Below are 14,433 nucleotides of genomic sequence, written 5' to 3' on the forward strand. Positions count from 1 at the left end.
TGTCAATTACGTAGGTACGATCGTAATTTCAGTCTCACCGAGCCAGAGGCTGGATCTGATTCGACAGCCATGACCACTCGGGCAGTGCGAGACGGCGACGAATACAGCATCTCTGGCGAGAAATTGTGGACCTCTCGAATCAAGTGAGTGATTACCTCGTGCTCGCCGCACGGACGACACCACGCAAGGAAGTAGCTGAGAAAACGCGAGGCATCTCACTGTTCCTCGTCGATATCGAACGCGGGATCGAGGAAGACGCAATTATCTGTGAAGAGATCGAAAAAACAGTGAGCGGTGTCGTACAATCTTATAGCGTTGAGTACGATGATCTTCGAATACCTGTAAGTCACCGCATCGGTGAAACGGGTGGGAGATTCTATTACGCCCTTGATGGATTGAACGAAGAACGACTCGTCATCGCGGCTGAAGCGATCGGTCTTGGTGAGCTCGCTCTCGAGAAAGGTGTGGCGTATGCGAATGAGCGTGAGGTGTTCGGCCGATTGGACAGAATCAAGCGATCCAGCACCCGTTTGCAAAAGCGTTTGCTCGTGTTCAGGCCGCGAAGTCGTTTACATTCGATGCGGCAGGTCGAACAGACGATGCACAATCAGTCGTCGGTACACGAGCAAACACCGCGAAATATCTCACAGCGGAGGCTGCGTTCGATGCGGCCGATGCGGCTGTCCAAGCACACGGCGGCCGGGGGGTCGCCCGTGCGTACGACGTAGAGCGGTATTTCCGCGAGGCACGGCTGACCCGCCTCGTACCCATCACACAAGAGCTTGCGCTGAACTATCTCGGTGAAAGCGTCCTCGGACTTCCTCGTTCGTACTGAGACCAACTGTGTATCCCGTACGATTAATAATCAATCTTAACAAGGCATGAGTGAACAATCATGACTGATGATCGCTCAGCGACCGAACCATCGGATCAGAGACTTGTTTCTGGGTGGCAGGGGCGCTATTATGAGGATTTCAACGTCGGAGACATCTACAAACACCCGTACGGGCGAACGGTAACGGAGACAGATAACGTCTGGTTCACTAACCTAACAATGAACGTGAATCCGATGCATTTCAACGCTCCGTACGCAGCAAACACGGAGTTTGGTGAACGACTCGTCGATGGCACGTTTGTGATCGCTCTTGCGGTTGGAATGAGTGTGATTGATATCTCGATGAACGCAACCGCTAATCTCGGCTACGACGACATCAGACACCACAGTCCCGTTTTCCACGGGGACACGATTTTTGCCGAGAGCGAGGTGCTCTCAAAGCGCGAACTGGAGTCACGCGAGCACGCTGGCATCGTTACGACAGAGCTGCGTGCGTACAATCAAGAATCGGATCTCGTGCTCTCGCTGGAGCGGACGCCAATGGTGCTCAAGCGCGAGTACACAGCCCCATCACCAGCATGTCCACCTGGATGGCCAGAAGGCATCGGGACCCAACTGACTGAAGAGTGAACTGGGCTTGCATCGGAGATCGACTATCGGGTTCTCGCATCGAAGCCCCGACAACAGCAGATAATATGATTTACTCCACATTCGTATTTTATCAGGGTGCTGTTTCCATAAATGTACAACGGTGGAGCGGCGGTTGACGCACACGAGGACGATGTTACTCTCGGTACCAGACTTAGGCATCTACGTGAGCGCCCATCCAGAACCGTTATGAGCGTTCTTTTCTCATCATTGCCAGTTGTGATGCCGCCAATCCGACATTGACACCGGTCAATACAACCATTACCAGTTGTGTTGCTGTTTCTACACCCATGACTGATCAGGTCGAAAAGACCATGACTGCCGCACTGAGTGTGCGAACATCCACGCCCACAAGCGAGGATACTCAGAACGACAGATGAGGAATCAGGACGATAGGCTAAAAGCGTAGTGGCATCGTACAACTTGGTTTATAGAACTTAGATTATAGAATCCTTCGAAATGGGCGACAGCAAGTTTCAGAAGCAACTTATTCAGAGATTACCATCCAATACACTATAAAATATTCTTGCGAGTAATCCGATCGGAAAAGTTCCGAACCGTGATGTGGAATCACCACGTTCGGTTGCTGGTAAGTCGACAGCCTTCTCAAAGAAAGCCGTTTAGCGTGGTGTCGAAGCGGCCCGCCGGGTCATCCGACGGTCTTCAAGCCATCCGCCGAGGGCTCCCCCGATCGCGCCGGGAATCGCATAGAATACGACCGTCAGGACACCTACACCGAGGATTCCGAAGCTCGTGAGTAGCCCTGCGAAGAGCAGACCGAGCAGCGTTAGCACTGCAAATACGACAATGCTCCCGACCGCGGTCGATACTCCGCCGTTGATCGCTCCTTCGCGTATCCCCTCCTTTGTGTAGTATCCTGCGACAAGCCCAGCAATCACGCCGATGAGTCCATAGGAGAGGAATGGAGTTGTTACATCAGCAGCAGGGAAAATTGCACCCCACAAGATGCCAAGGACAATCGCGGTAACGAATCCGTATGCGACAGCACGCCAGTTCAACCTCATGATCAATAACAATATACGCTATCGGCGAATATACACTTGTCGGAAATATCAAAAGAAATGGATATATCCAATAATTGCTAATTAATTCGAGAGGTTCTAATCCACTACTCGCATAGTTGATCGCCGTCAAGCTGACAACAGATGGGGTCGCCCACTGACTGATTGACCATCCATGTGTCTGATCGATCGTTTTGGAGATGTTCGTGTTGAGACGGGGTTGTAGAGCACGGCTTTCGCTTACTGAAACAGTAGAGGAGTATACAGAGTAGGAACGTACTCGCTGCATGTAGCGATGTGAGCGTGGAACCATCGCCCGCGCGCGATCACAAGCACTGTCCTGGTATTTCACCACTCATCAGCAAGCACAACTCGCTCACCACCAAAGAATTGAGTCGCTACGGTGACGACAGTGGGAGGTTCTTCACTGATGGACTATTCGTCCGGTCAGTGTATCTCTTATGAGCTCATGGATTGGTCCTACACAATGTGTTAACTGACAAAAATTTCAAGTGGTACGCAAAAAACAGTACAGTATGGCTGTTTCCGTCGTTAAATTACGCATCGCAACATTCATTCCGGATGCCTGGATTTCATCGACCAGTACACCCGATGGTCGAGAAGTCGAATTTCGTGGCGATAACCGTGAATTCACCCCACACACCAGTCACACCGGCCACTCTCGTGTTGCACAAGAGATCGTCGTTGATTTCGAGCGCGAGTCCGTGATCACCCATCCCGAAACAGGACAATCAATGGAACGCATCACCGAACCAGACGGAGCCACTACGATTCGAACGGCAGCTGCACAGACTGATGGGATTTCCTGTACGGACACTGTGTGGACTGGCGATGGAGTACGTTTCACAGCGACTGCCAGCGTTAGTAACCCATTGAGTGAGGATTCTCCGCCGGTAGATTTTCGTTTCGAGATTCACGTCTCTGCTGATGGCACTATCGGCCTCACTGGCCGTCACGACGGATTCCCGTGTTTCGAAGTGTACAAGCAGGTCGAGTTCGGTGCGTTTGAGACCGTCTACACGTACGACTACCGAAAAGCGGAAGCATCCCCGAAATCTCTCGCGGATCCAATGGATCAGACGGTTGAGCGAACGGTGTGAATACAGTCCTAAAATTTCTCGCTGTCAAAGTATAACACCGATCGAACGTGGCTTGCTTTTCCGAAGCGTTTGGTGTCATTACTGTCGATCGAAAACACGCAACTGACGCCGAAAGCTGCAGTGCATCGAACCACAACACCGCTAGCTCAGCCACGGATTACGCAAGCCAGTAGCTTATAGTAAGTCAGATCTTAACCCGTCCCGAGGCGCACTGAGAGACAGTTTATAGACGGTTTCACAGTCTACGTTCTCTCTTGCGTTCCGGCCGGTTTCTGTCCACACTCCATTCCGATTCAATCATGCACATCATCGCCGCCGGTGGGTTCCGCGTTGAACAGACACCCAATCGGATCGACCGACGGGTGCTTGCGCTGTCACCGACAAGTATCGATTGTTGGGAGAATACTAGTACAGCTGATGATAGTATTGGATTTCGAACTCTAAATAATCAGATGACATTTGGACCGACTGTGACAGACGAAAGCCAATGGATTCGAAAATCCGTTTGTGGATCGCTTCTGGATATCGAACATCTTGGAGACCGTCCCGGAAGTGGTTTCGCTTCGCAGTCCGTAGAGGGAAACCACTGGAGTTGGTGGTGAAAACGTGCCCTCAGAAGTACTTCCACCGCTGAGTGAGCATCAGTTGCTCTTGCTGTTCGCCGAGTTGTTTCTCTTGCTCTTTACGGCTCGGGGATTAGGTGAAGTAGCAAAGCGCATGGGGTTGCCGTCGGTTTTGGGTGAACTTCTCGCGGGAATCGTCATCGGACCGTCACTGCTCGGCGCGCTTGCACCTGGTCTGTTTTTGGCAATCTTCCCCCCGGAACCAAGTCAGTATCACTTGATCGAGGCCGTTTCGTGGATCGGTCTCATCATGCTTCTAATTGTCACTGGGTTGGAGACCGACCTCGAACTCATTATCAGCAGGGCAAAATCAGCCACGTACACAGCACTCGGCGGAATCATCATCCCGTTCGCGATGGGTGTTGCGCTCGGATACGTATTGCCGGGACAGTTCCTCGCGAATGATGGACAACGGCTCGTGTTCAGCCTTTTTATTGGGACTGCACTCAGCATCTCCGCCATTCCAGTGATTGCAAAAGTCCTCATTGACATGGGGATGATGCATCGTGACGTCGGTCAGATCACGATCGCATCGGGGATGCTCAACGACACGATTGGGTGGGTTATGTTGGCGCTCGTTGCGAGCCTCGCCCGTACTGGCAGCGAACAAGCACTTGGTGCAGCTGGTGTTACACTCGTCTGGCTCGTGATCATCCTCGGTGTTTCGTTCACGCTCGGTCCCCGGCTCACCGAGTGGCTCTTTCGCTGGGTTGACGCGACGCTTGGGAGCGATGACCTCACGAAGACAACAGTAGTGATGATTCTTGCACTGGGTGTTGGAACAATCACCCACTATCTCGGACTAGAAGCAGTTCTCGGGGCGTTCATCGTCGGGGTACTCGTTGGACAGGTGCGTCGATTCGACTCCTCAGCTCGTCACACGTTCGAGGTCATCTCGCTCGGTATCTTCGCACCGATCTTCTTCGCCACAGCGGGCCTGCGTGTGGATCTGACAACGTGGGCCGACCCAGTCGTCATGCTGGCTGGAATCACCGTTCTCGCGGTCGCCATTGCCGGAAAATTCATCGGGTCGTTCATCGGTGCAAGGGCCGCCGGGCTCTCTACGTGGGAGGGAATTGCGATGGGATCCGGGCTCAACGCTCGGGGTGCGCTCGAACTCATCGTTGCAACGGTCGGTCTCAGCATCGGTGTGCTCACTACCACGATGTATACGATTATCGTGACTGTTGCGATCGTCACCTCGCTGATCGCACCGCCACTACTTCGACTCTCACTCTCACGAATCGAGCTCTCGGCCGACGAAGTCGATCGTCTCGAGCGTGAAGAATTGGAACGACAGAGCTTCCTCGGTGGTGTTATTCGTGTACTGTTGCCCACCCAGTGTAGCGTCGATTCTCAACTTGCAGCCCAGTTGCTCGGTCATATCGCCAGAAATAGAGAGATAGAGATCACGAGCATGTACGTCGATACCGATGGAACAGAACCGAGCGGCACTCCCCTCGTTCGTCGCATAAAGCGGGTGGTAGACGGATTTGGAGTATCCGACACAGTGCAAAGCGACGGCGGGGCGAACACACAGCAGGTATACGAACAGTCAGAGGACTGTCTCGATCTCATCGATGCACAGATCGATATTCCAAACAAACAACTCCGAAACATCGTTCGAACCGCTGAAACAACCGTGAGTGAGTCAGTTCTTGACGAGGTAAGCGACAGCTACGATCTGGTGGCGCTCGGAGCGGACGGCCAGTTAGAGTACAGTCCCGATGAACCGCTGTTCGGTATGGCGATAGACAATCTAGTTCAAGCGACACCGTGTCCAATCCTAATTGCTGTCTCAAATATGAGTCAGACTACGAAAACACTCCCCGAGCTTTCGATTCAACGGATCCTCCTCCCAACTATTGGAACAGAGTACAGTCGGCGAGCTGCGGAGATTTCGTTCGAAGTTGCGACAGCGTATGACGCCACGGTCGAAATCACCCACATCGTCAATCGGTCTCAGTTAGGCGACCTTTATATGAGCGGGACCGACCGATCGATTTCGGAGGCGATCGACCTCGCAGAATCGATCGTCGATCGAGAAGCCGAAATCGGACAGACGATGGGCGTCAATGTTCGCACAAACGTCTCAGTCGGCACCAAACCCGAACGAACGCTCATCGAACGTGCGACGATCAACGAAACAGATCTGATCGTCCTCGGCAGCGAAGTCCGGCCGGGATCTCGTCGGGCCTTCTTTGGCCACCGGGTTGAGTATATCGTGAAAAACGCCCCCTGCCCAGTCTTGGTCATCTGCTCGAAACAGTCGTACCAATGAACCGTTGAAATGCGTCCAACTGCGTTCGTGTCTCTACTCTCTCACGGCGTGCTGTGTTCGTAGCGATGGTTTGCAGTACTCTTTTTCGACGAGACAACGCTGCTCCTCGGCCACAGGATAGATCGCTTCGTTTCGGTTTATCCGCTCAGTTGGTCTGGAGTGATATCGAGTTGTTCGAGCATTCCCAATGTGTCCCAGTTAGCCCACGTTTCAGTAAGCTTTCCATCCTCAATACGGTTCATTGTCAATCCAGTTACTTCATATGATTTTCCAGTGGGTTCGACGCCCATGAACCGTCCCTTGTGAGTTCCAGTGTCAATGGCACGAAACACGACGAGATCATCTTCGGCGACCATATCTTCAATCGTCACCCGAGCGTCTGGAAATGCTTTCCGGAACGTCTGGACCATTTCGACGAATTCGTCGGGATCACGCTGTCGATCGGGGATGCCCGGATCATGTCTGACGTACTCCTCGGCGATTACTTCATCAGCTATCTCGTAGTTGCCATCGTTTATGATTTCCCCGATGAATCGACGAACGACTGTTTTTTTGTTGTGTACCCGTGTCGTTGCCATGATTGCTCCTCATTTCTTACCATGACAGTATACTGTTTATTCGTTGTTTCGTGTTCACCAAGTAAGTGATTCAGGTACTGTTCTGGTGCGTACTACTGAACGTCACTAATGTGAGTATAGCTATACGAAGACACACAACAGAAATGATTCAATACACGCATCCGATATATTCAAACCCAGCATTTGAGTTATGAACCGGACGAACCATCACTAGTTATTCTACCTTACTATACTCATACAACTTATATAATAATAAATTAAAATTTATAGACTAAAACACTTATTACTATCTGTTCCGTGGTATTCAGACGTGAAACGGCATTCGAATTCGAATATAATCAGAAAAGAACTGGACAATCATCGAGACAATGGTAGTGACAAAACAGGGGAGGTCGGAAGATGTGTTCGAAGCACACTATCAACCAGAAAGTAAAAGAGAGCGTTGCTTGGGGGGTAATGACCCGATGTTCGTCTATGGACTGTTTGCCAGTGCGGGTGGCAGGCATCCATGCAACTTCTCGTCCGAAGCCGACCAACCGAGTACGTCTGGAAAATCCCCATTCGAAGAAGCTCTCGACCACCACAGATACTCGAATCCATTCAGATTCAGCAAGCAGCAAAACGCAGTACAACAATAGCAACCATGACAACTAAAATCCGAATCACTGAGTCGACGAACCGTGGGAAGCTGACGGCGATTGAAGATCCCGAATCGATCCTCCACGAACGAATAACGTTCATACAAAACACCGTGGAAACAGCGGACGCCACTGGTGTCGTTGTGAACTTGAGCGGCAATGTTGATTCGACGGTGACAGCGAAGCTCGCCGTCGAGGCACTCGGGAACGAGTCCGTTGATGGACTCATCTTCTCGGCCAATACGAGCTGCAAAGAGGATATTGCCGATGCACAGGCTGTTGCATCGGAGCTCAATATCGATGTACAGACGATTGATATCCAGCCAGTGCTCACGTCGTTCGTACAGACCACCGCGACTGATGAAATGCGATTTACTCCCTCAGATCCGTTGTTGAGCCCTCGTTCACGAACGGTGGTCGTGAATCCAATCGAAACAAAGTCGAACCATCACAAGGCCATGGAAAACGTCGCAGCTCGGATCCAAATGATGTTCGCGTATTTCGAGGCGAACACCTCATCACGACTCGTTCTCGGCAATAGTACGCGTACAGAATTGCTGACTGGCCACTTCACGAAATTCGGCAACGGTGGTGTAGATCTCTTCCCACTTGGTGATCTCTACAAAACGGAAGTACTTGATCTCGCTCGTTCGCTCGACGTCCCACAGAAGATTGTCGAAAAAGAGCCGACTGTCGAAATTTGGAAGGATCAAACCGACGCATCCGAACACGGTGCCTCATACGAGACCATCGATGCGATATTACAACAGCTCGTTGACGACCAGCAGAGTGTTGAGCAAGCAGCCGATACGCTCAGTGTCGATTCGGAACTGGTCGCTGCATGCGCCGAACTGTACACCACAACCGCCCACAAACGGACGTTTCCGCCAACGCCCGCCGAGCACTCGTCTGAGAAAAAGAGCTAACGGGTGCAGCGATCCTCCGACACAGACCGCAAAGAGGAGTTCAACAGCACCGCTCCGAACACGAGCCGTGGACGAATCGTCTACTCCAAGACGCCGTCAGTGCGGTGTGCACGAAAGCAAATCCCAGTGGCAGTGTCGACGTTACAGTCGCACAGACGGGCGAACAACGCGGTCAGTCCTGTTCAATCTGCTGTCTCTCGAACAGACACTGGAGGGACCGTATCCCACGCCGTGAGCTCAGTGAGTGCCGCCTCAATGACGATGTCAACCTGCTCGGCAGGCGGTGTCTCCCGATTCACCGTACTCTTGAGCAGCACGCGGAGTTCAAGCACGTCTTCGAGCGTGATTTGAGAGTAGTGACGATGCAGTGCCTGAAGCGTCGTGGTCGTCACTACGGCCGGCGTAAGCGCCTCTGAGTGCTCAGCAAGTGTTTGGAAAACGTCCGCGCGAACGGTCCGGAGCTGATTGTGATTGATTGACGGCAGCTTCATGTGTGTGTTCTCCCATCCCGAAGTGAATCATCGGATCGAGGACGAACTGACATCTGTGATAACATGGGTGCTGTGTTTGTTCTCACTCTCGGGTATGATACAAGGAAAGAATGACTAGGTATTAAATTTTTCTCTCAGGAATTAGTTGGGAGAATCACTCACTGGATTCGATGGACGTGTTAAAGCCGACAGCCGTTACAATCGTACAGAGAAGAGCAGACAGAAAGCCGTTTGGAGTCTGTGCCAAAATCGGCTACAGAAGCCATGATATCGGGAGTTTCCCGAACAACTACCGGTTTCTCAAATAAGAGAGGCCGCCCAGACACAAACGATTACTCGGCGATGTCGGCGACGGCGGCGGCTGCGAGTTCGCGCAAGCGTTCGGGGGAAACGGGAAACACCGCTGAAGGCGTACCAGCAGCCGCCCAAACTGTATCGTGCTCAAGGAGCGTCTCGTCCAGTAACACGGTCAGGGACTTCTTGTGACATATCGGGGGGACACCACCGATACTCCAGCCGGTTGCTTTCTTTACAGTGTCTGCATCAGCCATCACAACGCGCGTTCCGCCAACAATCTCTGCCACTGTGTCGGTATCGACGCGGTTTGCGCCACTGGTGATGACGACGACAGGGTCGCTATCTGCAGTGACGACGATGCTGGAGGCGATCTGTGAAGTGTTACATCCGATTGCGTTGGCTGCATCCGCGGCTGTCTTTGTTCCGTCAGGAAACTCGGTGGGCTCTGGAACGAAGTCGTAACGTTTCTCGGCTTGTTCGACGAACGTCTTCGTACGGTGATGCATTTGTAGGCTGATCACACGAGGAAAGTGAAAACGTTTGCTGGTTGGACCGAGCCGATCTCGGTCTCTCAGCATCGTGGTTGTCTTCTGTACTTGCGAAGAGTCATTCGAACATCAAGTCAGAGCGTGCTTGTTCTGAGGACAGAACCAAAAACTGGAGCGGAATAAGTGTGATGCTCACATCTCAACGGGCTTCTGTCGCCGATGACGTGACACTCTGCTGTGCTTCGGCGCGTCCACCCATTGCGGTCGTAGCCAGTGAGATTCCACTGGTGAGAAGACCGATTCCGAAGAGGAGACCGAGCGCCCAGAGAGCGCTGCTTGGGAACGCTAACCAGACGAGGGCAGCGATTACCAGCGATAGAACCCCGCTAACAACAATCGAAAGCCATCCACGCTGTGGACGGAGACGGAACCCCATCACAGTTTCGACGATGCCATCTACGAAGAAGAATGCAATCAACAGAACTGTTAGGGTGACGAGCCCAACGAATGGATTCAGGAGGAGGGAGAGACCTGCCACAACAAAAACGACCGCCAAGACTAGTTGTATGAGAAACCCTGTCCACTCCCGCCCGGAAAACGCGTGTACGAAGTGTACAATCCCGCCGATTACGAGATACGCTCCGAGGAAGAACGAGAGAGTAAGTCCCGCGAATAGTGGCGTGAAGACAGCCAGCAGTCCGAGGATAGCTATTACGATACCAACTGCCAACAGAAGCCGCCACGTACCTTGAATTGTGTCTTCTGAACGCTCCCTGTCTGTGACATTGTCGGTGGCACTCATTGTGATTCCCGATAGGAATATACATTCAATGAACATAACCTGGTTCCGTTCTTATGCAAGGAAGCTAATACCTGATCGAAGAGACGTCGATCGATTACGGTCTATATGTTTGTCTTTCTACTTGTATATTCCCCCTCAATCAGCCGAGTACGTCAGTACCGAGCGTCGCTCGTGCTTCGGGCGGCGATTGGTTCGATGAACGACATCCACGAGGGTTCTCTGTAGTCCCAGAGACATCTCAGATATTCGTCCGTGCCGAGCAGCGTTACTCACACTCTACTGTTCGAATCTCTGTACTCAGATTAAAAATTCTATCAACACAGAGTGCTGGATTCGACGTGTTAACCACACTTCATTGACAGAATAAAATATTTACAACAGAAGTGTTGGTGCTAAACTATCGAATCATTTCACTATCAGAACACGCCCACACGCATCGATTCGATAACTGCTTGCTTGGGGAATAGAATCTAACTTGATCGTGACTGGCCCATATCAATACCGTACCATAGCAAGAAGATCGAAGGTCGACCGTCACAAAGGGAATGTCCAACGGATCAATAGACCGTTTGTCGTCTGATTCGGCCTCAAATAATTACTCACCTGTCGAGTTGGTAACCGTGAACGAAAGTTCCGAATGTCTTCGGGACGTCATCAGAATTACTCAGTTAGAAGAATCCCACTGATCCGCAATACTGCCTAACAATTGTTCTAAATTCGAATATCGGCGTCGTTATCCCTGTCGTGTTTTCCCAACATATATACGTAATTACTTAGTTCTACTAAAATGATGACACAAAATCAAGGTAGTACTATTTTTATTAAGTGGTAATATGTAGACATAAATATTAGAATGCGTCATTCAAGTGAATTGTAGAGACTACTCAATCGGGAGAAAGACCATGCAGCCCGATCACAACTGTTTGCCGTGCAGATATTTTGACATTCAGTGCACACCTTAATTACATCAGTACGAGTGTAATGGCTGCGAATTCACTTTCACGTATCACAATCCCGCGGGTTAGCTGCACCAGAGAAGACTGACTTCACCATCATTTACACTCACATACAAAAACTAATTTTTACAATACTACCATATACGTACTATGAACCAATTGAAAGTGAGTACTCGAATGAGGAGGTCAGATATAGTTCATTTCACCAATGGTGCTCGAAAAGTGGCCCCATCGACGAAACGACGCTTGGAGTTACCCACAATCCAGAAGCGTGTGCGTCTATCATTCAGCGGGAAATGCCCTATCAAGGTCAAATCGACAGATACCGAATCAGACCTCGACGGACTGAGAGCACCAGCGTGGTCATGGTATCACCGACACAGAACAAATAGTTGTGTTACGGTTGGTCGTAGCAGCATAGACCGTGTGAGAAAGCTGGAACTTGCCAAATCCGACCGAACGACCATCGCCAATTATTCGTCGCACAGGAAGCGTACTGCGAACGTGTCTCGGTCGACAGTCGTGTCCATAGCTATCGAATATGAATGAGTAGTTACTTTCAATTCATATTTCAAGAATAACAATTCATTCACCATATATGTAATTCGAACAGTACGTGAATATCGTCACTTCAATTAGGTTGTTTCGTTGGTCGAATAGTTCAGACTCATCTGATGGGGACATCTCTATTCGATATTCATCACCATTCATCGCAACTATCTGTATTTCGGAGCGTTTATGATGAATTAGGGCAGCCTAAAAACATGGAGAGAGCGATAGGACTGGCGACATCTCGATCCAGTAGGATACGCTCAGGAATGGGCGCAAGCACACCTCAGAGAGTACGCTCACAATCCGTGGAAATCGAGAGCTCGTCAGATGATCGGTCTATTCGAGAACGAGGTCATCCGACGACACAACGAGAAATTCTCGAACGGTACGACTGGAAGGCCACTGCTACTACTGCCGATCGCCCTAGTCGACATAAAAGCGACATCAGAGCAGTACTGAGAAAACACAGAAACACATCACATCTCAGTGCTATCTCTACCGTGTCGTCCAGACCAATTCACCCAACACACACCCCGACCTGCTCGGAGAGCACACATATCCACAATTTCCATTTCGAGAATGATGAATCACACCGTTCTACCCGGGAGAGAAAAGAGACAGATAGACTGTCGCTATTCACACGACAAAAGAAACAAAGAGGGACGATGAGATGACTGAGAGCGATCCATCGACAACAGGAGCACCACCACGAACACAGACCGAGCAAGATCGGTTTTCGTGGCTTCTCGATCCGGCGCTGCTCACACTCTGTTTCGTCAGCGTCGCAATCGTCGTCCTTGGAGGGCTCCTTCAAGTGAGTTTTGGGGCGTATACAATGCCGATCGGCAAGGCATGGCAATCAGTCATTGACGCTGATGTGCTCTTTGACATACGATGGCTCTTCAAATTCTTCTTCGGGGAAGGATTGATGCGCTCGGTAACTGGTTATCAAGGAGAGCTACCAAATCTCACGACGGGAACGCTCGTCGTCTGGAATATTCGAATGCCCCGAGTATTCGTTGCAATCTTCGTTGGCATGAACCTCGCAGTCTCGGGCGCAATTTTTCAAGCAGTCACTCGAAATGAGCTTGCGAGTCCGTTCATCCTCGGTGTCTCTTCGGGAGCTGGACTGACGATTTTGCTGTCGCTCGTTGTTTTCACCAGTCTATCCGGACTACTCCCACTCGTCGCAGCACTGGGCGGCGCAACAGCATTCTTCATTGTCTACGTAATCGCATGGAAAAATGGAACGAGTCCAGTCCGGTTGGTTCTCGCTGGTGTGATCGTCAGCACGGTATTCCAGTCGCTTCAAACAGCGATGTTCTTCTTCGCAACCGATCTTGGTGTTGTCCAGACTGCGATCGCGTGGACAACTGGCTCTCTAACCGGCGTGGGGTGGGAGCAAGTCCGCATGATACTACCGTGGACGATAATCTCGATGATTCTTGCTACTCTCAGCTCCCGACAGCTGAACGTCCTCCTTCTCGGAGAGCAGACGGCAAAGTCGCTGGGAATGGCCGTCGAGAAGATTCGATTCGCCCTCTCAGGAGTAGCTGTACTCGCAGCCGCAACGAGCATCGCAGTTGCGGGCATTGTTAGCTTCGTTGGCCTGATCGTTCCACACCTCGTCCGGAACCTCGTCGGGAGTGACTACAAAAAGCTGATCGTTGGCTGCTTATTTGCGGGACCTGCCCTCATGGTCGGTGCCGACGTCGGTGCCCGTCTCGGACTGATGGCGGTGACTGGCGCGAACAACGGCCAGTTGCCGGTCGGAATCGTTACCGGACTCGTTGGAGGACCCTACTTCCTCTATCTTATGCGTAAACAGCAACAACTCGGCGAAATCTGAGACGAAGTATTCGATTCACGGTCCCCTGCCTCTCTTATCACGTCCGATGTAATGAGTTACTGCCAACGCGTTCCGAACATGGCCGTTGCTGGAACCCGTTCCTCTAATTGACACTCTAGATACATTAATTTCTCTAAAATGTCTATCGAAAATAATTGGAAAGGCCATAAGATACTTATCATGATATCGAGACAGTGTGGTATGACTCGATCAACAAGCGTTGATCGTCCAACTCCAGATGAGAAAGACGACTACTCGAAGCTTCTTCGACGACTCCATACGTTGGGCTATCTCTAAACGACACGGACGACCAGTGGTTCGAACAG

General features: G+C 51.1%; 12 protein-coding genes and 1 pseudogene. 8 read left to right on the top strand and 5 right to left on the bottom strand.

From position 1 onward, the window contains the following. Nucleotides 1–27: 27 nt before the first annotated feature. Nucleotides 28–835, top strand: a pseudogene (locus MW898_RS08190) (acyl-CoA dehydrogenase family protein); the annotation flags it as partial. A 60-nt stretch (nucleotides 836–895) separates the two neighbouring features. Next, nucleotides 896–1,465 (top strand): MaoC family dehydratase, encoded by a 570-nt coding sequence (locus MW898_RS08195; RefSeq protein WP_248906125.1) that lies wholly within the window; start codon nucleotides 896–898, stop codon nucleotides 1,463–1,465. Nucleotides 1,466–2,103: 638 nt separating this feature from the next. On the opposite strand, the gene MW898_RS08200 is transcribed toward MW898_RS08195, so the two are convergent. Continuing rightward, on the bottom strand, nucleotides 2,104–2,508 hold the full coding sequence (locus tag MW898_RS08200) for a DUF5518 domain-containing protein (protein ID WP_248906127.1): 405 nt from the start codon (nucleotides 2,506–2,508) through the stop codon (nucleotides 2,104–2,106). 294 nt (nucleotides 2,509–2,802) lie between these two features. Between MW898_RS08200 and MW898_RS08205 the strand changes: the two genes are divergently transcribed. The 4 genes from MW898_RS08205 to MW898_RS08220 all read left to right on the top strand — a co-directional run bounded on the left by MW898_RS08205 (nucleotide 2,803) and on the right by MW898_RS08220 (nucleotide 6,530). Continuing rightward, on the top strand, nucleotides 2,803–2,970 hold the full coding sequence (locus MW898_RS08205) for a hypothetical protein (RefSeq protein WP_248906129.1): 168 nt from the start codon (nucleotides 2,803–2,805) through the stop codon (nucleotides 2,968–2,970). Between the two features lie 71 nt (nucleotides 2,971–3,041). Then, nucleotides 3,042–3,626: a DUF3238 domain-containing protein gene (locus tag MW898_RS08210; RefSeq protein ID WP_248906131.1), complete on the top strand. Its 585-nt coding sequence runs from the start codon at nucleotides 3,042–3,044 to the stop codon at nucleotides 3,624–3,626. A 299-nt stretch (nucleotides 3,627–3,925) separates the two neighbouring features. Further along, nucleotides 3,926–4,228, top strand: a complete 303-nt coding sequence (locus MW898_RS08215; RefSeq protein ID WP_248906133.1) for a hypothetical protein — start codon at nucleotides 3,926–3,928, stop codon at nucleotides 4,226–4,228. Between the two features lie 4 nt (nucleotides 4,229–4,232). Then, on the top strand, nucleotides 4,233–6,530 hold the full coding sequence (locus MW898_RS08220; protein WP_248906135.1) for a cation:proton antiporter domain-containing protein: 2,298 nt from the start codon (nucleotides 4,233–4,235) through the stop codon (nucleotides 6,528–6,530). Nucleotides 6,531–6,667: 137 nt separating this feature from the next. Here the strand turns inward: MW898_RS08220 and MW898_RS08225 are convergent, their stop codons facing one another. Then, complete coding sequence (locus MW898_RS08225; protein ID WP_248906137.1) at nucleotides 6,668–7,108, bottom strand: ester cyclase; 441 nt, start codon at nucleotides 7,106–7,108, stop codon at nucleotides 6,668–6,670. 508 nt (nucleotides 7,109–7,616) lie between these two features. On the opposite strand from MW898_RS08225, the gene nadE reads away from it, so the two are divergent. After that, complete coding sequence (gene nadE / locus MW898_RS08230) at nucleotides 7,617–8,672, top strand: NAD(+) synthase (protein WP_248906139.1); 1,056 nt, start codon at nucleotides 7,617–7,619, stop codon at nucleotides 8,670–8,672. Nucleotides 8,673–8,854: 182 nt separating this feature from the next. On the opposite strand, the gene MW898_RS08235 is transcribed toward nadE, so the two are convergent. The 3 genes from MW898_RS08235 to MW898_RS08245 all read right to left on the bottom strand — a co-directional run bounded on the left by MW898_RS08235 (nucleotide 8,855) and on the right by MW898_RS08245 (nucleotide 10,750). After that, on the bottom strand, nucleotides 8,855–9,163 hold the full coding sequence (locus MW898_RS08235) for a hypothetical protein (RefSeq protein WP_248906141.1): 309 nt from the start codon (nucleotides 9,161–9,163) through the stop codon (nucleotides 8,855–8,857). A gap of 332 nt (nucleotides 9,164–9,495) precedes the next feature. Next, entirely contained in the window at nucleotides 9,496–9,966 is a 471-nt protein-coding gene (locus MW898_RS08240) for a YbaK/EbsC family protein (RefSeq protein ID WP_248906143.1), read from the bottom strand. Between the two features lie 181 nt (nucleotides 9,967–10,147). Further along, nucleotides 10,148–10,750, bottom strand: a complete 603-nt coding sequence (locus MW898_RS08245) for an HdeD family acid-resistance protein (RefSeq protein WP_248906145.1) — start codon at nucleotides 10,748–10,750, stop codon at nucleotides 10,148–10,150. 2,178 nt (nucleotides 10,751–12,928) lie between these two features. Between MW898_RS08245 and MW898_RS08250 the strand changes: the two genes are divergently transcribed. Next, on the top strand, nucleotides 12,929–14,107 hold the full coding sequence (locus MW898_RS08250) for a FecCD family ABC transporter permease (RefSeq protein WP_248906147.1): 1,179 nt from the start codon (nucleotides 12,929–12,931) through the stop codon (nucleotides 14,105–14,107). The last annotated feature ends 326 nt before the right edge of the window (nucleotides 14,108–14,433 follow it).

Source organism: Halocatena marina (genome assembly GCF_023276375.1).
Taxonomy (GTDB): Archaea; Halobacteriota; Halobacteria; order Halobacteriales; family Haloarculaceae; genus Halocatena; species Halocatena marina.